General features: G+C 59.4%; 12 protein-coding genes. 3 read left to right on the forward strand and 9 right to left on the reverse strand.

What is annotated here, in order from left to right; all coding sequences use genetic code 11:
* Positions 1 to 185: 185 nt before the first annotated feature.
* The 4 genes from C1Y43_RS11540 to C1Y43_RS11555 form a co-directional block, all read right to left on the reverse strand.
* A complete protein-coding gene (locus C1Y43_RS11540; protein WP_104188272.1) occupies positions 186 to 1,991 on the reverse strand; it encodes an Ig-like domain-containing protein in 1,806 nt (601 codons plus the stop codon).
* 12 nt (positions 1,992 to 2,003) lie between these two features.
* Complete coding sequence (locus C1Y43_RS11545; RefSeq protein WP_146068657.1) at positions 2,004 to 3,116, reverse strand: hypothetical protein; 1,113 nt, start codon at positions 3,114 to 3,116, stop codon at positions 2,004 to 2,006.
* A 530-nt stretch (positions 3,117 to 3,646) separates the two neighbouring features.
* Entirely contained in the window at positions 3,647 to 5,416 is a 1,770-nt protein-coding gene (locus tag C1Y43_RS11550) for an Ig-like domain-containing protein (RefSeq protein ID WP_104188275.1), read from the reverse strand.
* A gap of 194 nt (positions 5,417 to 5,610) precedes the next feature.
* Positions 5,611 to 7,455: an Ig-like domain-containing protein gene (locus tag C1Y43_RS11555; protein WP_168715057.1), complete on the reverse strand. Its 1,845-nt coding sequence runs from the start codon at positions 7,453 to 7,455 to the stop codon at positions 5,611 to 5,613.
* Between the two features lie 401 nt (positions 7,456 to 7,856).
* On the opposite strand from C1Y43_RS11555, the gene C1Y43_RS11560 reads away from it, so the two are divergent.
* On the forward strand, positions 7,857 to 9,179 hold the full coding sequence (locus C1Y43_RS11560) for an MFS transporter (protein WP_021509584.1): 1,323 nt from the start codon (positions 7,857 to 7,859) through the stop codon (positions 9,177 to 9,179).
* Between the two features lie 628 nt (positions 9,180 to 9,807).
* On the opposite strand, the gene C1Y43_RS11570 is transcribed toward C1Y43_RS11560, so the two are convergent.
* Genes C1Y43_RS11570 through C1Y43_RS11590 form a run of 5 tightly spaced genes read right to left on the reverse strand, consistent with a single transcriptional unit; the run spans position 9,808 to position 15,016 of the window.
* A complete protein-coding gene (locus C1Y43_RS11570) occupies positions 9,808 to 10,770 on the reverse strand; it encodes a spore coat U domain-containing protein (RefSeq protein WP_059012047.1) in 963 nt (320 codons plus the stop codon).
* A complete protein-coding gene (locus tag C1Y43_RS11575; protein WP_104188280.1) occupies positions 10,767 to 13,199 on the reverse strand; it encodes a fimbria/pilus outer membrane usher protein in 2,433 nt (810 codons plus the stop codon). Before C1Y43_RS11575 ends, C1Y43_RS11570 begins: the two co-directional genes overlap by 4 nt.
* On the reverse strand, positions 13,199 to 13,897 hold the full coding sequence (locus C1Y43_RS11580) for a molecular chaperone (protein ID WP_369974310.1): 699 nt from the start codon (positions 13,895 to 13,897) through the stop codon (positions 13,199 to 13,201). Before C1Y43_RS11580 ends, C1Y43_RS11575 begins: the two co-directional genes overlap by 1 nt.
* 23 nt (positions 13,898 to 13,920) lie before the next feature.
* Positions 13,921 to 14,424 carry a spore coat U domain-containing protein gene (locus C1Y43_RS11585; protein ID WP_059012052.1) on the reverse strand — a complete coding sequence of 168 codons (504 nt, stop codon included), beginning with the start codon at positions 14,422 to 14,424 and terminating at the stop codon, positions 13,921 to 13,923.
* Between the two features lie 22 nt (positions 14,425 to 14,446).
* Positions 14,447 to 15,016, reverse strand: coding sequence for a spore coat protein U domain-containing protein (locus C1Y43_RS11590; RefSeq protein WP_021509578.1), 570 nt, complete (start codon positions 15,014 to 15,016; stop codon positions 14,447 to 14,449).
* 547 nt (positions 15,017 to 15,563) lie between these two features.
* Here C1Y43_RS11590 and C1Y43_RS11595 point away from each other — a divergent pair.
* Together C1Y43_RS11595 and C1Y43_RS11600 are read left to right on the forward strand one after the other, a co-directional pair.
* On the forward strand, positions 15,564 to 17,663 hold the full coding sequence (locus tag C1Y43_RS11595) for a bifunctional diguanylate cyclase/phosphodiesterase (RefSeq protein ID WP_104188281.1): 2,100 nt from the start codon (positions 15,564 to 15,566) through the stop codon (positions 17,661 to 17,663).
* A 162-nt stretch (positions 17,664 to 17,825) separates the two neighbouring features.
* Entirely contained in the window at positions 17,826 to 19,916 is a 2,091-nt protein-coding gene (locus tag C1Y43_RS11600) for a bifunctional diguanylate cyclase/phosphodiesterase (protein ID WP_104188283.1), read from the forward strand.
* Positions 19,917 to 20,221 lie beyond the last annotated feature (305 nt).

Raw genomic sequence — 20,221 nt, forward strand, 5'->3', positions numbered from 1 at the left:
CTGTGTTTTTTTACGTCGGGTCCACCGCAGCGAGGGCCGCTGCGCCTTGTTACAAAGAGCGCATTTTGTAATAGATGATGTAACACGCCGTATGAGATACGTCCCGAAGGGAGAAAAATCCGAACGGATTAAAAACAGAGGAAAAGGAGAAGTTGATGCCGTGCTGCGCGCACGGCATCGGGGGATTACACCAGCTCGATTTTCACGCCGTCCTGCACCAGCAGTTCCGCGTCGCCGTGGCTGAACACGTGGTACTGGTTGCCGGCGATGGTCACGGTGCCGGTTTGCTGCGTCCAGCCGCTGACCGCTTCGCCTTCCGGCAGGATGTCGCTGAGCTGCACGCTGTCGCCGGCCTGGCCGCTGACGCGCAGCTGGGTTTTGCCGTCGTGAATGAACAGGCCCTGCTGACCGGCTTCCACCACGTCACTGAGCGTCAGGCCGAGCGGGGCGAGCGCGTTGATTTCCACCTCGCCCGGCGGCGTGGCGTCCACGACGATGCTGTACGCCGGCAGGCCAGCGTCGTAAGCGCCGTAGCTGACGCTGAGGCTGTGCGATTCATCGCTGAGCTCTGGCGTGATAAAGCGCCAGTTGCCGTCTGCGCCGACCTGCACGCTGCCGATCAGCGTGCTGCCGTCGTAGACGTTGAGCACGCTGTTAGCCTCGGCAACACCGCTCAGCTCCGGCTGGCGGTCATTAGTGATGCCGCCGTTGCTGACTTCGCCGATATACAGCGCCACGTCATCGTACACGCGGAGGATTTCTGGCGTGTGCTGGCCGCCCGGCATCAGGATGAGCTCGAACGTGTCGCTCCACTGGCTGTCGCCCTGCGCCTGCGCGGCAAACGACCAGACGCCGTACTCCAGCGCCGGCGGCGTGAAGCTCCAGTTGCTGTCCGCGCCCACTGTCACCACCACGGAATGGGTGAACTCGCCAGCAATGCCGTAGCGCACCACCACGTTGCTGTTGGCTTCGCCGCGCCCGCTAAGGGTTGGCGTGGTGTCATCGGTGAGCGCGCCGCTTAGCAGCGTGCCGGTGACCGGGCCGAAATCGTCGGTGGCGTGGGTCAGCGTGGCGTGCAGCGCGTCGCTGCCGGCGAAGGCGATATCGAGCCCGAAGCTGTCGCTCCAGCTGCCTTCCTGACCGGCGCGGAACTCCCAGCTGCCGGCGTCCAGCTCAGCCGGTGGTGTCCAGCTCCAGCGGGTGCCGTTCATCTGCGCCGCGCCGCCGTCAACCCACTCGCCGCTGGCGTTGCGGTACTGCACGAAAACCGTGCTGCCCGCCGGGGCGCTGCCGTGCAGCTGCGGCGTGGCGTCGTCGGTGAGCGCGCCGCTCAGCAGCGAACCGGTGACCGGGCCGGCATCATCCACCGCGTGGGAAATCACCGTGGCGGCAGACCCGTCGCGGCCAATCAGCAGTTCGAACGGCGCAGAAGGCTCGCCCTCGCGCAGCTTGCCGTTGAAGGTTTCAACCGCCACCAGCGTCAGCTGGTGGGTGCCGTCGCTCAGATCGGCGTCCGGCTCCAGCGTCCAGATGCCGGTGGTGGCGTCGGCCTGCGCGCTGCCGATCACCGTATCGCCCTCTTTGAGGTACACCACAGTGCCCTTTTCCGCGACGCCGGTCAGGGTCGGGCGGCGGTCGTCGGTCATGCGTCCGGCGTCGAAGCTGCCGGTGATGTCGCCCTGGTCATCGTACATATTGAGCAGGCGCGGCGCGTCCGGCGCCGTGTAGTCGACCACCTGAATAAACTGGGCGGGATTACCAATGTTGCCGGCGGCGTCAATCATGCGCACCGACACGATGTGTTCGCCCGGCGTCCAGTCGGCGGGCGGCGTCCAGCTCCAGCGGCCCTCTGCGTCGACCTTGACGGTGTACGGCGGCTGGCCATCAATAGCGATTTCCGCGAAGCCGTTGCGCGCCTGCGGACTGGTGCCGCTGTAGCCGCGGCGCGGGTCGTCGGTGTAGCGGTAAGATGCATTAAGAATCTGGTTCATGATAGCTCTCCCTTACACCAGCTCGGTTTTCACGCCGTCCTGCACCAGCAGCTCAGCGTCGCCGTTGCTCCAGACGTGATACTGGGTGCCGGCAATGGTGACGGTGCCAGCCTGCTCGGCCCAGCCGTTTTGCTCACTGCCCTCCGGCAGGATGTCTTCGAGGCGCACGGTGTCGCCCTGGTTGCCGTTGACGATAATTTGCTTAGTGGCATCATCAATCGCCAGGTTCTCACTGCCGTGCCTGAGCACATCCTGCAGGCTGAGCGTCAGAGCGTTATTGCCGGCGTTGTCCATCTGAATCACGCTGGTTTTGCTGCCGTCCTCCACCTGGTCGGCAAAAATCACCGTCTGATCTTCGCTGTTGACCAGCAGCTGATAGAGCTGATTATCGGCGTCGAAAACCTGGATCGGGTCATAGAGATCGTTTTCGTCAAACAGATACAGTTTGCCACCGTTGGTGTTGACCTCCGGATGAACGTATTCGCCCCATTTGATATCGTCAATTGTAATGCCGATATCACTGTCATCACTTGTTCCCTCCTGACCCAGTACAAAATCGATGTGACCAATTTTTTTACCCGGCGGTGCGATAAACTGATAGGTATCGGGAGGTGTTACGGTTTTTAAATCCACGGTTGCGAGCATTTCACGGAAGAGAATTTCACCGGTTGTTGAGTAAACGATAATTTCATGTCGGTTGGCTGAATGAACGGCGTTCAGTGCAAATTCGATCTTTTCCGTGCTGCCAAAGTCATACGTATACGTTGAGTTGTCGCCTAATAAAAATGCATGATGTTCTCCGAAGCCACCGTAAACTTTAGATGATGCTATATGTGAAACTGCACCCTCATGCGCTTTTCCGGAGAATTTAACGCCACCCCATAAAGTGTTAACTTTTGTCATATCGAACTTGAAGTCATTGTCATACTTGTCAAATGATTCCAGGCCTGAGTCAACGTTTGCACCCCAGGCGATGTTATCTATGGCGAAGCCTCCATTGGTATTGCCGGGAACACTATCGCTTCCTACAATAAATTCGATATGTGAAATACTGCTTCCCGGTGGTGAGAAATATTCATAATGCTTTGCTTTTGATTCTGTTGCTGGTAAGTATTCTTCATGCAAGATAGAACCATTAGTTGAGTAAACTATTATCTTATGGGTGTTGGTATTATCTAAATAGCTAAAATCAAAAGAAAATTTATCTGTTTTTTCGAAGTTAAACTCATATGATGAGTTCCCTCTAATGTAGAAAATGTTGTTTTTGTTAGCACCTGGGTCGGCAATTATTCCAAGGTCAGTGCCGTAAATTGTTTTAACAAATAATCCACTTTTCAGACGTTCTCCGGTCCTGTTAAATAGATGTCCTGCATCGTATCCTTCAAGGTTATCAAAACCATGACTGTTAGTGTTTATTTCATGTTTAGAGTAGCGTTCAGTTATGATGTTATCAATCCCGTAGCCAGTAAGCGACCCAATAATATGGATTTCAGCGTAACTAATTTCTGCGTTACCAGAGTAGAATTGTAATACCTCTCTGCTATTTCCTCTTTCATCATTGGAGTAAACTCGCCCCAGTTCTTTCCCGCTTTCATCAAAGAAGCTGATGTAGGATTTGGAACTTTCCCAATCAAGTGCGGTGAGTTCAAAGTAATTTATTTTTCCTGGAAATTAACTTTTTGCACGAACTCATTAACATTGCTATCTTTTCGGATGACGAAAAGACCGCCCCAGCGCTCATGATCTTCTATTGCTGTAGTAACATTGTCATGCTTTTTATAGATAAATGTCAGGTTCCCGTAATTAACATCTTTATTGATATTGACAGGGGTAATGTCTTCAAAGTTGTAAACATGAGTAATGGTTTCACTGTCAATAATGTTTAACGAATAATTTGCACTATAGCTAGTTCCATTAGTGGTTTTCGCCCTGAAATCCCAGTTACCATATTCCAGCTCGTCCTTGGGCGTAAACGACCAGCGGCCATTCGCATCCGCAACCGTTGACCCGCTATGCCAGGTTTTGCCGTCGCGTGAGTACTCAACCTGCACAACCGCATTCGCCTCGGCACTGCCGCGCAGTTCCGGCTGAGTATCATTGGTCAGCCCGCCCGATTTCACCTCACCGGTGATTTTGCCCACATCATCCCAGGCCATAGCGATCTCTGGTGCGACGCTGCCCGGCGCCACAATCTGCAGCCCAAATGGTTTACCGTTTGCATCACGGGTTGACGATCTCCCGGCCTGAAACTCATACGTCCCCGGCACCAGTCGATCAGTCTCATACTCCCAGCGACCATCGGCGCCGGCAGTCACGCTGTCCAGCAGTTCCCATGCGCCCAGCACATTGCGATAGTGGATATACACCAGGCTGTTAGACTCGGCGCGGCCGTGCAGGTTTGGCGTGCGGTCATCGGTAATCGCGCCGTTGCCGAGCATGCCAGTGAACGGGCCAAAGTCATCGTAAGCGTGAGTGATTTCCGTTTTTGCCGCCGGTGCGAGATCGATATCCAGCTTAAATTCGTCGGTCCAGCCGCTGCCGGCGTTGGCGCGGAATTCCCAGTTACCGGCACCCAGCGCCGGGTCTGGCGTCCAGCTCCAGCTGGTGCCGTTCATTACCGCATTGCCGCCGTCGATCCATTCACCTTTATCGTTACGGTACTGAATGCGCACCATGCTACCTTCCGGCGCGCTGCCGCGCAGCTCGGGCGTGGTGTCATCGGTAATGCCGCCGCTCTTCAGTGAGCCGGTCAGGCTGCCGGCGTTGTCAACGGCATCAATGATTTTGGCCACGCCGCCCGGATCGCTCGGCACGTCGCCATCTTTTCCGATGGTAATGTTAAACTCATCGGATACTTTGCCCTCACGCACCTTACCGGCGAAGGTTTCCGCCGCCACCAGCGTCAGGTTGTGACGGCCATCCGCCAGGTCCACATTCGGTTCCAGCGTCCACAGACCGGTTTTCTCGTCGGCTTTGGCGCTGCCGATCACGGTGTTGCCCTCTTTCAGATACACCACGGTGCCCTTTTCGGCGATGCCGGTCAGGGTCGGGCGGCGATCGTCGGTCATTTTACCGGCGTCAAAGCTGCCGGTGATGGCGCCCTGATCGTCGTACAGGTTAAGCAGCGTCGGTGCGGCCGGCGGCGTGGTGTCAACGATCAGCGTGCGCTGCGTTGGCGTGCTGAGGTTACCGGCGGTATCGATGGTCATAAAGGAGAGGCTGTATTCACCGTCGGCCAGCGCTTCTGGTGGCGTCCACTTCCAGCTGCCGTCCTGCGGGTTGATGTCGACAAAGAAATTCCTGTCGCCAAGCGTAATCATTACCTGGCCGCCTTTGCCCACTTCTGAATCGATTTTACCGAAAAACGTTGGGGTGTTGGTGTCGCGCTCGAGGTACTTCACCTCTTTAAAATCAAACAGATCCATGGATTTTTTCCTGTGTTTTACGTTGGGTCTATTGCAGCAAAGCCCGCTGCGCCTTGTTATAAAGGGCGCATTTTGTAATAGATGACGTAAAACGCTGTATGAGACCTGTCCCGAAGGGAGAAAAGTCCGAGTGGGTGAAAAGCCGGGGAAAGAGGGCAGGATGATGCCGTGCTACGCGCACGGCATCGGGGGGGTTACACCAGTTGCAGTTGTACGCCGTCCTGCACCAGCAGTTCAGCGTCGCCGTGGCTCCAGACGTGATATTGCGTACCGGCGATGGTCAGGGTGCCGGTCTGCTGCGTCCAGCCATCGACCGCTTCGCCTGCCGGCAGAATATCCTGCAGCTGCACGCTGTCGCCCGGCTTGCCGTTCACCAGCAGCTGGGTGCTGTCATCCTCAATGAACAGGCCTTTGCCACCTTCGCTCAGCAGTTGGTGCAGCGTCAGCGCGTCCGGCTGGGTTTCATCATGCGCCTGCTGATCGAACGCGGCGTCAGGGCTGACGTCGAGCACGAATTTGCTGCTCCAGTTGCTCTTCATCTCGCCGGTTGAGGCGCGCGCCTGATATTCCCATACGCCAGGCTGATGCAGATACGGCGAGGTGAAGCTCCATTTGCCGTCGGCATCGACCAGCACGCTGCCGGCGTGGCGCAGGCCTTCACCCTGCACGCCATATTCGATCTCAATCACCTGGCCCGGCGTGCCGCTGCCGTGCAGCGTTGGCGTGGTGTCATCGGTTGAGTCGTGCTGATAAACCGGCCCCTGCAGCGGGCCCGCGTTGTCCCAGGCGTAGTCGATGGTCGGTTCCAGCGGCGCGCCGGGGATCACCAGCAGCTCAAACTTATCGCTCCACGCGCTGGCTTTACCATCGGCCACGCCGCGCGAGCGGAAACCCCATTCGCCAAAATAGGTCAGTTCAAAGCCGGCGAACTGCCAGTTGCCCTGCGCATCGACCGTCACGCTGCCCGCGCTGTGCCAGCCGCTGTTACTCAGGTTGTACTCAATCTCAACGATGCTGCCCGGCGCACCGCGACCTTCCAGCACCGGCGTTTTATCGTCGGTGGTGCCGCGATGGTACACCTGGCCGGTATGGGCGCCGGTATCGTCACGCGCACAGTCGATAGCCGGACGCAGATTCTCCAGCGCCGACATATTAAGGCTGAAATCCGGGCGGTAGTCGTCTTTGCTGTTCTCATAGGAGGCATAGAAGGTATAGATGCCGTCACCGCTGATCATCGCGCGTGACTGAATTATCCAGTCGCCGTTGGCATCGGTTTTAACGCTGCCTTTATAGCCGATGCCGCCGTGATCGTTCTGCGCGAACAGATAAACGATGCTGTTCGGCTCCGCGCGCCCCACGATCAGCGGCGAGAAGTCGTCGGTGGTGGAGCCGCTGGCGAGCTGGCCCTGCACGGTGCCGACATCGTCAATGGCGTAGCTGATGGTCGGCGGCACCGGTCCGCTTTCAACCACAGTGATGTCAAAGTGGTCAGAAGGTTCGCTGACGCGGCCAAACTCGTCGGTGGCGGTGACGGTTAGCTGATGCCCGCCCGCGCCCAGCAGCGGCTCCAGCGACCATTCGCCGCTTTTTCTGGCCACGGTGCTGCCAATCAGCCTGTCGTGATCGTACAGCCGCACCGTGCTGCCCGGCAGCGCATAGCCCTGCACTTTGGGCGTGGTGTCATCAATGGTGTGTCCGCGCCCGACCGGGCCGGTTTCGCTGCCGACGTCGTCAAACAGCGCGGTGATCGCTGGTTTGTCCGGCACCGAGAGCGCGACGTCAACAGAGAACGGATGCGGTTCGCCGCTGTCGCCGATGCGCGCTACCATGTCGTGGCTGCCTTCGCTCAGCGAGAACGGCGGCTGAAATGACCAGCTGCCGTCGGCGGCAATCGGCGTGCTGTAGTGGTGATCATTGATAATGAATTCAATGATTTCACCGGCCTGCGCCGGCAGGCTGCCGCTCAGCAGCGGATAAGGTGTGCCCACTCGCAAGGTATTAATGGATGAAAAGGGGTCAAAGCTGAGAGGTGTTAGCATAAGTATTCTCCACCAAAATCAACAACGGCGTGATTACCGTTGCCTGCCCAGCATAAAGGGGGAGGGGATGGCGGCATGTACCAGAATCGTCTCGTTTCTAAGACTGATCTTAATAAGTTCTGCTAATGAAAAAGGCATTAAAAAGAGTGGGATATGGCTCATGATATTGTTTGTTGGGGATTGATATCGCTGAATTTATACCACTCGTAAAGTCGATAGTCTGTGCTGCACCTGTCACCTGGAAAGCCCAGAATTATTAACTTTCCTCATAAGCTGATCGGACCGGTCGTGTTAACTGTTTGTTACCTTTGTTTGTACTTTTGTAAAGTGCAATGGTGAACAGGATCACATCTATTCACGCGCCGGCAGGCTAAAACAGGAGAAAAACCAGGAAGGACGATATGAGCTCAAGTCACGCTTTACAAAAGTCATCGCAGGGCGGTGCCAAAACCATCTTTAGCGTTACCAGCGGTAACTTTCTTGAGATGTACGATTTTATGGTGTTTGGCTACTACGCCACCGCCATTGCAAAAACCTTTTTCCCGGGCGACGATCCGTTTGCTTCGCTGATGCTGACGCTGATGACCTTTGGCGCCGGCTTCCTGATGCGTCCGCTCGGGGCGATTATACTGGGGGCCTACATTGACCATCACGGCCGGCGCAAAGGGCTGCTGCTGACGCTCGGCCTGATGGCGCTCGGTACGCTGACTATCGCGCTGGTGCCAGGCTACGCCACGTTGGGCGCGGCGGCACCGATCCTGATTCTGCTTGGCCGCCTGCTGCAGGGCTTCTCGGCGGGCGTGGAGCTCGGCGGCGTTTCGGTTTATCTGTCTGAAGTGGCTCCCAAAGGCCGTAAAGGCTTTTACGTCAGCTGGCAGTCAGGCAGCCAGCAGGTAGCGGTAATCTTTGCCGCGCTGCTGGGGCTGGGGCTTAATCATCTGCTGGCGAAGGACGCGGTGACCGAATGGGGCTGGCGTATTCCGTTTGTGGTCGGCTGTCTGATTGTGCCGTTCCTGTTCTGGATTCGCCGCATGCTGGAAGAGACCGAAGCGTTCAGCCAGCGTAAATCGCACCCGTCGATGGGCCAGATTGTGCGTTCAGTGGGACAGAACTGGGCGCTGGTGCTGGCCGGCATGCTGATGGTGGTCACCACCACGGTGATGTTCTACATGATCACCGCATTCACCCCGACCTTTGGTAAAACCGTGCTGATGATGAGTGACAAACAGAGCTTCCTCGTGACGCTGTTTGTCGGCATCTCCAACCTGTTCTGGCTGCCGGTGATGGGCGCGCTATCGGACCGCGTCGGAAGGCGACCGCTGCTGATTACTTTTACCGTGTTGATGATCCTGACGACCTGGCCGGTGCTGCACGGGCTGGTAGGATCGCCGACCTTCGCGCACCTGGTGGAAGCGGAGCTGTGGTTATCGTTTCTGTACGCCAGCTATAACGGCGCGATGGTGGTGTATCTGGCGGAGATCATGCCGGCTGAAGTGCGTGCTTCGGGCTTTTCGCTGGCCTACAGCCTGGCGACCGCTCTGTTTGGTGGTTTTACGCCGGCGATTTCGAGCTATCTGATTCATGCTACTGGCGATAAAGCGATGCCGGGCGTCTGGCTGTCGTTCGCCGCGGTGTGCGGCCTGGTAGGCACGCTGCTGATCGGCCGTATGGTGAAACAGTATCAGGCGCGGCACAGCGCAACAGTAGTGGGCGCGTCGCTGTAGTTCGAGTGCGCGCGCGCTGGACTCACCCTGACTTTCTCTCACTGGCCCTCACCCTAACCCTCTCCCGCACGCGGGAGAGGGAACCGCTCGGTGCGGTTTCGCAGACCTGTATTTCACCTTAACACTCGCTCGATCGGCCTCTTCTCCCGCTGGCCCTCACCCTAACCCTCTCCCGCACGCGGGAGAGGGAACCGTTCGGTGCGGTTTCACAGACCTGCGCTTCACCTCAACACCCGCGCGATCGGCCCCTTCTCCCGCACGCGGGAGAGGGAACCGCTCAGTGCGGTTTTGCAGACCTGCACTTCACCTCAACGCCCGCGCGATCAGCCCCTTCTCCCGCTGGCGGGAGAAGGCGGGGGATGAGGGTGCCAGCCAGCTCCTGCTCTGCCTGCTGGCCCTCACCCTAACCCTCTCCCGCTGGCGGGAGAAGGCGGGGGATGAGGGTGCCAGCGAGCTCCTGCTCTGCCTGCAGGCCCTCACCCTAACCCTCTCCCGCATGCGGGAGAGGGAACCGTTCAGTGCGGTTTCACCAACCTGCGCTTCACCTCAACACCCGCGCGATCGGCCCCTTCTCCCGCTGGCGGGAGAAGGCGGGGAATGAGGGAATCAGCCACTCCTTACCCGCCCGCTAAAACGCCACATCCACCACCACGCTATCGCTGTAATTCCCCGCTGCGGGCGTATTTTGCGTAGTCAGAATCTGCGCCGTATAGGTAAAGTTGCGCGTCACGGTATCCGCGTTGAGCGATGTCGAGGTCGCGCTGCTCCAGCGGTCGCTGCCGCTCGGGCCCCAGCGATTAGTGGTGGTGGTGCCTTTATAAATATCGTACGCCAGCCGGTTGGTGCCGCTCGCCATCTGGCGCGTGGTGCCGCTGAAATAGCTGCCATTACTCAGTCCCACCGTATACGTGCTGCCCTTTGAACACACCACGTTAATCGTCTGCTGCACAGTAGAAAAACTGCCGACCAGCGGCGCACTGCCGAAGCTGACGTTCGGCGCCGTAATGGTGGTGCAGTCGTTAGTGATCACCATATTCACGGTGATCGGCATCGCCGTCCCGCTGCTGCTCTGCACGGTGCCGACGCACACGCCGGCCACATTTAGCCCGGCGCACACGTTATAACTCACCGTCAGCGTGATGGTGGTGGTGTAACTGCCGGCGGCAATCACCTGGCCGGGTACGGTGCGGAAATAGAGTGGAATGACAAAATTGAGGCTGTTGCCGAGCGCCAGCAGCGCGGAAGAGTTCCAGCGATAGCTGCCGCCCTGGCGCAGTTCGGTGGCACAGGCACTGTCGATGCACAGCTGAATCGGCACGTTATCGGTGCCGCTGGCCGATGCCTTCATGGTGGCGCGCGTGCCGCTCAGGTAGTTGGCGGTGGTAAACGCATAGGCGACGTAATCGCTGCCCAGCAGGTTGAGCGTGCCGGTGCCGCAGTTAACGTTGGTGTTACTGGAAGTATTGACCGCCGTCGACTGCACGTAAAACGTGGTTTGCGTGCCAAAGCTGGCGCTGGGGGCCGAAAGCGAACAGAGCGCGTAGCTGCTGGCCGGCAGCAGCCACAGCAGCAAGAACAGAAATTTCCTCATGGCGAGATCCCTGACTGTGAGTTGTTGGCGGCATTCACGGCCGTACCGGGCGCGGCAGGCGGCAGCGGGCAGGTGAGTGGACCGTAAGTCTGCAGCGCTTTAGGCTGACCCTCAGCGATAGCCAGCGTGGTCTCGCACTCGCGTCCGTCCGGCGTCACCACGCGCATCGGGTTGCTGGCGCTGAGATCTTCCATCCACACGAGGCCATCCCAGCCGACATATTCGGTGGCGCGATCGCGGCGCAACACCTGGCTGGAGACTGGCAGCGGCTGACCGTCGCTGTCGTGCAGGATCACGCTGGCGGCGCGCAGGCGCTCCACCGGGAAATTCAGCAGATAGCCACTTTTGCGCTTCACCGCGAAGCGCTGCTCCACTTTTGGCGCGGTCATGTCAGCCGGCAGATCGAGGGTATCGATATCGTACTTTGCGCCGTAATAGCTGCTGATGGACGGCACCAGCAAATAGCCGGCGTCATCGGTGCGGCCCATCGTCTGGTTTTCGTAGCGCACCGTCACGTCCGGATAGCGGGTTTTCACCACCACAAAGGCATCGTTGATGTTGTTGGCGGCGAACACATGGTTGTCCATCAGCACCAGCGAGCCGGTGAAATCAGCCCACTGCGTGGTGTTGTCATCGTCGCCGTAAAAGCCGGCGGAAGTATCGATCTTGTTGTTGCGATAGCGCAGACTGCCCTGACGATAATCGCCGCTGTCGCCGCCCTGATGCGCCCATGACGCATCGTAAGCAAAACCGCCGTCGCTCGGCATGGCGCGCGACACGTACAGGCGCTGATTGCTTTGTCCCTGCTGATCGCGCTCGACACTAATTGATGCGCTGCTCTGTTCGCCAAACGGAATCACCAGCGAAATCGCGCCGCTCCAGTCGCCCTGCTGCTGGTCGCGGCTGGCGGAAATGTACAGGCTGCTGTTGCCCCACAGGTTTTTACTCCACGATAAATTCCACAGGCGGGTGCGATCGCCGCTGCCGCCGGCGATGTCCAGATACGCCAGACCGAGGCTGCCGTACTGGCTGAGCGACAGGCTGGCGGTGTACTGCGCGCTGCGTCTGGCGAGCGAATAGCTGGTATTGGCGCTGTCGCCGCGGCTGCCGACCCGCGCCAGGTTGCCGAAATCCGCGCTGCGCAGCGTGTGCTGGGTGCCGAGGCTGAACCAGCTGTTGTTGTACTGGTAACCCCAGCTGTACTGGGTACCGGGCCTGCCGTCCAGCTGGCTCTGCGCCAGCGCGGCGTTGATGACGCCCAGACTGCCCAGCTTCACCAGTGCGCCGGCACCGCCCATCGCCACGTCGCTGCTGCCTTCGGCGTGCGATTCCAGCGTCAGCCAGTCGCGCAGGCCGTAACGATAGGATCCGCTGGCCGCCGCTGCGCCGTAATCAAAGTTTTTGATGCCGTAGTTCTCGCGAATCGCCCCGGCGGAGAAGGCGTAATCGGACAGGCCGGTTTTCAGCAGGCTGCTGGAGACATAGAACGGCAGCGTTGTCGTCACCTGACGGCCGACCGCGTCGGTGGTGGTGATCACCGCATCGCCCGCCCCGTTAACGAACGGCACATTGGTCAGCGACCACGGCCCCGGCTGAACGCTGGCCTGTGCGCTGCGGTAACCATTGATAAACAGATCGACTGACGACGGTACCGCCGCCTGGCCGCTAAAGGCCGGCAGCGGGTAAGTGACCAGATCCGGCCGCACGCTGAAGTCACGCGCGATCTGCACGCCGCCAAGGCGCACGCTGTTGCTCCAGCCCAGCGCATCCGTAATCAAATCGCCGGCGCGCCAGCTCAGCGCGGCGTTCTCGTTCTCGTTGCTGTACCAGGTGTCGTAGCGAATGTAACCCTGCTGCTGGCCGCGGGTGTCGCCCGCAAGCTGCTGGATATAGACACCGTTACTGGAGAACTGGCCGGCCGGACCGAACAGGCGCAGCTCATTCCAGCTGGAGAGGCGCGAACCGGCGTTGTCGGTGCGCGTGGCGTAGAAGTCGTAGTTGAGCAGCGCGCCGTTGCTGGCCTGGCCGGGATAGCGCGGACCGTTTTGCGGCTGACCAAGCGTCTGCTCTGGCAGCCAGGCGGGCGGTACCGTCAGCAGCAGGCGCTGACGGCGTTCATCGTATTCCACTTTAACCTCACCCAACTGACCGGGAGCGACCTGTTCGCCAGCCAGCTTCGCCGCCGGAATGCCGGCGCGCTGCAGATCGCCGCTGCGCAGCCAGAACTCACCGTCGCGCCGCTCGACCGGCACAATCTCGCCCCGTTCGCGCTGGTTCACCACCAGTTCCAGCATGTATTGCTGGCCGCTGGCGCTGTGGCTGACGGCAGGCGGCGGTGGCAGCTCAGAGAAGGTCTCTGCGCTGCTCAGCGGGGAAAAGCACAGCACGCTGGTCACTGCCAGCGCGCAGGAAGGCGGCGTCAGCTTCATCAGCGCGCGGCAGCGCTGCGCCAGTGATTTTTATTCACCTCGGCCGCGAGTTCACCGCTCACCGGGCTGTTCAGCGGCCAGCGGTGGCTGCTGTGAGCCAGCACATAGCCAAACAGGCCGTTGCCGAGCGCGCGACCGCCGACGGTGACGTTGCTCAGGCGCGCGTGGCCGTTGCCGCTATTGGTCAGCTCCAGCCAGCGTTTGCCGTCGCGGCTGACCTGACGCCAGCTGAGATCGGCTTTGGCGCTGTCGCGCGTCAGGCCATCACCATAGACAAACAGCGGCACCGAGTAGCGCATCTGAAACGTCAGCCCGGCCTGATTCTCGCCCGGCGAGCGCGGCGTCGGGATCTCGTCCAGCACCACGCGATAGGCTTGCTCCACGCCGGCGGGCGGCGCGCTCTGGCGAATCAGACGCACCAGCTGCTTCTGCCCCGGCTCCAGCCGCACCATCGGCGGGCTGGCGACCACCTGCTGCTGCGTTTGATACTGTTCCTGGCCGTCAATCTGCTGCCAGTTGAAGATGCGCACCTGCATGATGGTGGTGGCGTTACCGCGATTCTCCAGCCACAGTTCGCTGGCTTTTTCCTGTGGGTTGATGGCGGGATCGATCGGCCAGATCATCAGCGAGTTGGCAGCGAAGCTGGCGGGCGACAGGGCCAGAAGAAACCACAGAAGCAGGGCGCGCAGGCTCATCATCTTTCATCCTTTTTATGCTGCCGTCACCAGCTCAGGGTGACGGTTAACGTATCGGTATAGGTCCCGGCGCGCGTCGGGCCGGGCAGGGTTAACAGGCCATAAATCGGCAGCACGATGTTATTGGCGTTGCTGTAACTCAGTGCCACTGGCGAATTAACCGGAATCGTCGTGGTGTGCGCTGCGTTGGTATACAGGCTGTAGGCCACGGTATCGGTGTTACTGGTGTGTTTGAGATTGCGGCTGCTGGTGTAATTGCTGCCGCCATTGATGCTCATGCTGAGGGCGGTACCCGGCGTGCAGGCGAGGGTGAGGGTGGTGCTTTGCACGTAGCTGGCGCTGACGCTGCTGCTCGCCACGCCCGACTGGGTACCAAAATTCAGCGTGCCAAACACGCCGGTATTGGTACCGGAAATCACGCAGCCTGCCACCACTGACGCAGAGACCTGGAAGGTGGCCGTCGGCAAACTCCAGGCCGGGACGCTCCCTATCAGCAGGGCCAGGCTGCCAGCACGCAGCAGCCAGACCATCCTTCTTACCCCACCGCTGGCGTCAGTAATTCACCGCCACGTTAATGGTATCGGTGTAGGTACCGGCCGGAATAAGTGGGTTAAAGCCGCCGCCGACTACCCGACCGTAAATGGCATAGTTGGTGCCGAGCGTCGGATCGGTGGTGCCGCTGGCGGCAATGTTGGTGTTGTTGGCGATGGCGGTGGTAAACGCGGCGTCGCTGTACAGCGTGTAAGCAATGCCCTGCGTATTGTTGGAGCCGAGGATCAGGTAACGCGGCTGGCCGCTCACCGTACCGTAAATAGTGGCCGGTGCCGGATTACTGCTGGTGACCTGCACATTGAAGGTTTGACCGGTGGTGCAGCGGACAAAAATGCCGTTCCCGGATGCACCCACCAGGGTGGCGTTTAAGGTATCAAAGGTTGCAGCGCTGCTACCAAAGTTCAGTGTACCGAAGTTAACCCCGCTGGTGGCGGACTGACCGTTCACCAGACAGCCAGTGGTGAGCGTCAATGTGGCATTGATGGTTCCCGTTGTGGTGGCAGCAAAAACCGTTGCAGGGGCGAGCGCGGCGCTCAGGCTGGTAGCCAAAAGAAAAAGCTTGAGTTTCATAATCAATCCTTACTGATTATCCAAGGTCAGTGCTTTTTCGCCTGGTGATTTATTAATGAAACGAACCCGTAAATAACAAGACGCCGCGATCGGCAAACGAACTTAATGCCCTGCCACCTAAGAAAATTCTTAAAGGCTGAGTTAGTGATTTATATCAGTTTTATTTACTATAGAACACCCTTTTGCCGCTTGTACAACGCACCGGAGAATTTTCGCTAATCAATTCTCCCTTTTCGCCGATAACGCAGTCATAACAAGGGCTGGCGGCCCGTTAAAAAAACCAAACGGCAAGTGTTTTCCCCCTCTACCGCGACTTCAGGTTCAATGCTATGTTCATGCATTAATCAGATATCATTACTTTTCCCGGCCGCGACAGACGATGAGAATAAAAAATAGCCGTGTAATACCTCCAGTTATTTATGGATCTGTTTTTGTGTCGCCACAGCGCGGGTGGTCATTAGCTGCCTCTCATTGATGTTTTCACTTTTTCTGTTGTTAATTGACGATACCGCACCTGCGCCGCCGCGGGTTGAGTTGAGGAGCGCACATGTTGCTGGTTACCTGGGATAGCGTTCTGGTTGCCGTTTCGCTGATTGTGGCGTTTATCGCGGCGTTTACGGCGCTGGATACCGCCGGGCGCGTCGCCGTGTCGCGCGGCCTGCTGGCGAAACTGTGGCTGGTGGCCGGCGGTACGGCGATGGGCATTGGCATCTGGGCGATGCACTTCATTGGCATGCTGGCGATGATGATGCCGATGACCATGCGCTATGACATTCCGCTCACCGCCTTCTCGCTGCTGCTGGCAATTCTCACCAGCATCTTCGCCTTTGCGCAGGGCCTGCAGGGCAGCCATCTGACGCGCCGCCGGCTGCTGCGCGGCACGGTGATCCTCGGCAGCGGCGTGGTTGCTATGCACTATCTCGGCATGCTGGCGCTGCTGATCGAACCCGCCATTCACTGGGATTTGCGCCTGGTGGCGTTGTCGGTACTGATTGCCTACGGCGCATCCGGTGCCGCGCTGTGGCTGGCATTCCATCTGCGCCATGGCGAGAGCCTGCTGCTGATGCGCGCCTGCGCGGCGCTGGCGATGGGGGTGGCGATTGCCGGCATGCACTACACCGGCATGGCGGCCGCGCATTTCAGCGCGCCCGGCAGCATGCAGCACCACGGCATGGGGCAGGAGGGGCTGGCGGTGTGGGTAACCATCATCACGCTCACCATTCTCGGTCTGACGCTGCTGATCTCTATGCTGGACGCCCAGCTGCGCGCGGCGCGTCTTGCCGCCCGGCTGCGGCGCGCCAACAGCGAGCTGCGCCAGCTGGCGCTGCACGATAATCTCACTGCACTGCCCAATCGCGTCATGCTGGACCAGCAGCTCAGCACGCAAATCAAACACGCGACGCTGTATGACCAGCCCTTTGCCCTGATGTTTATGGATCTCGACGGCTTCAAAGCGGTGAACGACACCTGGGGGCATCACGTCGGCGATCGTTTACTGGTCGCCGTGGCGGAACGGCTGCGCACCCAGCTGGATGCGGACATTTTGCTGGCGCGCCTCGGCGGCGATGAGTTTGTCATGCTGTGTCCGCAGTACGCGGCAACCCAGGCTGAAGCGCTGGCGCAGCGGCTGGTGCACAGCATTGATGCACCGTTTGAGCTGGATCGCTACTCGCTGCGCGTCTCGCTCAGCATCGGCATTGTGATCTTCCCGCAGCATGGCCGCAGCCCGCAGGAGATGATGTTCAACGCGGACTCGGCCATGTACCACACCAAGCACAGCGGGCGTAATGGCTGGAGCCTGTTTGAACCGGTGATGAGCGCGGTGGCGCAGCATCAACTGGCGCTGGCCAACGATTTATGGAACGCGCTGGAGTGCCAGGAGATGCGCCTGTTCTATCAGCCGAAATTTCGCGCGGGTGGGACCATTCTGATGGGTTTTGAGGCGTTACTGCGCTGGCAGCATCCGCGCCGCGGCTTGCTGATGCCGGATATGTTTCTGGCGCGCGCCGAGAAAACCGGCCAGATTGTGGCGCTCGGCAACTGGGTGATTAACGAAGCCTGCCGCCAGCTGCGGCAGTGGCATGACGAGGGCAACCGCGACTGGAGCGTCTCGGTTAACCTCTCTGCACTGCAGTTTCATCAGCGCGATCTGATCGACACGCTGCGCCAGACGCTGCAGCGCTACCAGCTGCCGGAAGGCACGCTGATGCTGGAAATCACGGAAAACATCGCCATGCGCGATCCGCAGTTCAGCCAGCAGCGCATCGCCGAACTGCAGCGGCTTGGCGTCAAAGTGGCCATCGACAACTTCGGCATCGGCTACGCCAATCTGCTGCACCTCAAGCATCTTGAGGCCAGCGAGCTGAAAATTGATCGTGCCTTTATTAACAGCCTGCGTGCCGACAGCGAGGATGCAACCGTGGTAACCGCCATGCTGACGCTGGCGCAAAGCCTTAACCTGCGCATGGTGGCGGAGGGCGTGGAGACCGAAGAGCAGCAGCGCCTGCTGACCGGTCTTGGCTTTGACACGCTGCAGGGGTATCTGCTGGGCAAACCGACGCCGGCGGAGCGCATCGGCGAATTCACCGCATCACCGCCGATTGCACCGCACTTTCCTGATAACGTGCTGCCGCTCACCGGCGCCTGACCAGCAATTTTTGTTCTCCTTCACATCGGAAGCTTTCATCGTTCAGTGACTCATATCGGCAGCCGGTCTGCCGATAATTTCAATTATAAAACCAACATTTTCTTTTTCATTTCAACAACACCACAGCTGACTTAACACAGCTTTTTTATATGGGAAATCACTATGTTAGTGACTTCGTACGATGCGTTTACCGTTATCGTTTCGATACTGGTAGCGATGCTGGCCTCGTTTACCGCGCTGGATATGGCGGGACGCGTCGCTTCCTCCACCGGCCGGGTGGCGCTGGTCTGGCTGCTGGGCGGCGGCTTCGCCATGGGCGTGGGTATCTGGGCCATGCACTTTATCGGCATGCTGTCGATGAGCCTGGATATGGTGATGAGCTACGATCCGTTGCTTACCGCCGCCTCAATGGTGGTGGCGGTTCTCGCCTCCATCTTTGCCCTGTGGCTGGTGTGCTCGTCCGGCGACTTGCCGTGGCGACGGCTGCTGGGCGGCGCGCTGGTGCTGGGTTCCGGCGTGGTGGCGATGCACTACACCGGCATGGCGGCGCTGATGTTTGAGCCGGGCATCAGCTGGAACTGGGGCTGGATTGCGGTTTCGGTGCTGATTGCGCTGGTGGCTTCCGGTGCCGCGCTGTGGCTGGCGTTCAACCTGCGCGAAGGACATGGCCGCGTCACGCTACTGCGCGTCGGGGCGGCCGTGGTGATGGGTTGTGCCATTGCCGGTATGCACTATACCGGCATGGCAGCGGCGAACTTCCCGATGCACAGTCACGCCACCCATCACGGTGTGAACAGCGACTGGCTGGCGATGCTGGTCACGGTGGTGACGCTGGCGATTCTCGGTATTACGCTGCTGGTTTCGATGCTCGACGCGCGTATGCAGGCGCGCACCTCGATCCTCGCGCGCTCGCTGGCAGAGGCCAACCGCGAGCTGGCGCAGCTGGCGCTGCACGATAACCTGACGCGACTGCCGAACCGCATCCTGCTGGAAGATCGCCTCGAGCAGGCGATCAACAAGGCCAACCGCGAGCGCTCGCACTTTGCGCTGATGTTTATGGATCTCGACGGCTTCAAAGCGGTCAACGATGCCTTTGGTCACCACGTCGGCGATAACCTGCTGATTGCGGTAACCGAACGCATGACCGACCAGATGAAAGGGCACTACACGCTGGCGCGGCTGGGCGGTGACGAGTTTGTGCTGCTGATTGAGATCGGCGATCCCAATGATGCCGCAGCGGTGGCGGATGCGCTGGTAAAAGCCGTGGATCGCCCGTTTAGCGTGTCACGCTACGAGCTGATGGTGTCGCTGAGTATCGGCATCGCCGTTTATCCTGGTGACGGCAAGGATGAGCGCGAGCTGATGTTTAACGCCGACGCCGCGATGTACCACACCAAAAACAACGGCCGTAACGGCTACAACTTCTTCCAGCCGTCCATGAACACGCTGGCGCAGTCGCAGCTGCAGCTTAATAACGATCTGTGGCAGGCGCTGGATAGCAACGAGCTGCGTCTGTTCTATCAGCCTAAGTACTGCGCGCCGAGCGGGCCGATCATTGGCTTCGAAGCGCTGCTGCGCTGGCAGCACCCGACGCGCGGCCTGCTGACGCCGGACAAGTTTTTACCGATCGCCGAGAAGACCGGCATGATCATTAATATCGGCAACTGGGTGATCAACGAGGCCTGCCGCCAGCTGCACATCTGGCACCAGCAGGGCCATCCGCACTGGTCGGTGGCGGTGAACCTCTCTGCCTTACAGTTTGAGCAGTGCAACCTGGTCGACACCGTGACGCAGGCGCTGGAACAGCACCAGATCCCGGCGGAGCTACTGACGCTGGAGGTCACCGAAACCACGGCGATGCGCGATCCGGAAGAGAGCGTGCGCATCCTCACCGAGCTGACCAGCATGGGGGTAAAAGCCTCGATTGATGACTTCGGCACCGGCTACTCCAGCCTGCTGTATCTCAAGCGCTTACCGGCCAGCGAGCTGAAAATCGACCGCGCCTTTGTTAACGAGCTGCAGGCGAAATCGGAAGACGCAACCATCGTTTCCGCCATCGTCGCGCTGGCGCAGTCGCTGGATCTCAAAGTGGTGGCCGAAGGCGTGGAAACCCAGGATCAGCAGGCGTTCCTCACCGGGCTCGGCTGCGACACCCTGCAGGGCTTCCTGCTGGGCAAACCGCTGCCGCCAGAGCGCATCAGCGAGCTACCGGATTTTGTTAAAGACAAACCCGCGGCGCTGACGGTGGAGTAGAGGCTGGTTTCTGCCGCCTGTCGCTCCTGTCTCCGGGTGCGCGCTCTGTGTCTTTTCTCCCTCTCCATCTCCCGCGTGCGCGCTGCGTGTCTTTTCTCCCTCTCCCGCGTGCGCGCTGCGTGTCTTTTCTCCCTCTCCCGCGTGCGCGCTGTGTGTCTTTTCTCCCTCTCCCGCGTGCACGCTGTATGTCTTTTCTCCCTCTCCCGCGTGCGCGCTGTGTGTCTTTTCTCCCTCTCCCGCGTGCGGGAGAGGGCCGGGGTGAGGGCCAGACCGCACCCAACCCAATAAAAAAAGCCGCAGCATCC

This window comes from Pantoea sp. ICBG 828 (assembly GCF_002928355.1).
Classification (GTDB): Bacteria; Pseudomonadota; Gammaproteobacteria; order Enterobacterales; family Enterobacteriaceae; genus Pantoea; species Pantoea dispersa.